Annotated in this window: 1 protein-coding gene; it reads left to right on the top strand. The window is 74.8% G+C overall.

Going from position 1 to position 246, the window contains the following annotated elements:
- Positions 1-246: hypothetical protein (locus VJI94_RS08700; protein ID WP_324009085.1), on the top strand; the 246-nt coding region annotated here is incomplete at both ends.

Consider the following 246-nt stretch of genomic DNA (forward strand, 5'->3'; position numbering starts at 1 on the left):
CGAACCGCGCCCCGCGGGCGGCACGTACGCTCGCGATCGCCGCGCTCGCGCGGATCGTCTGGTTCGACCTCCTCCTCCTTTCGCCCGTCTTCGCAGCCCAAGCGGTCGGCCCGATCCCGCTGCTCAACGCGGCCGTCATGCTCCCCGCCGCAGCCGCCGCGGTCCTATGGACCTGGGGCGAGCGGCGCTGGCGGATCCCGGCGCTTGCGCTGATGCTCGTAGCCGCGCTCGCCGCGGTGCGACAGG

Origin of the sequence: Parvimonas sp. D9 (assembly GCF_035282565.1) — a bacterium.
Taxonomy (GTDB): domain Bacteria; phylum Bacillota; class Clostridia; order Tissierellales; family Peptoniphilaceae; genus Parvimonas; species Parvimonas micra.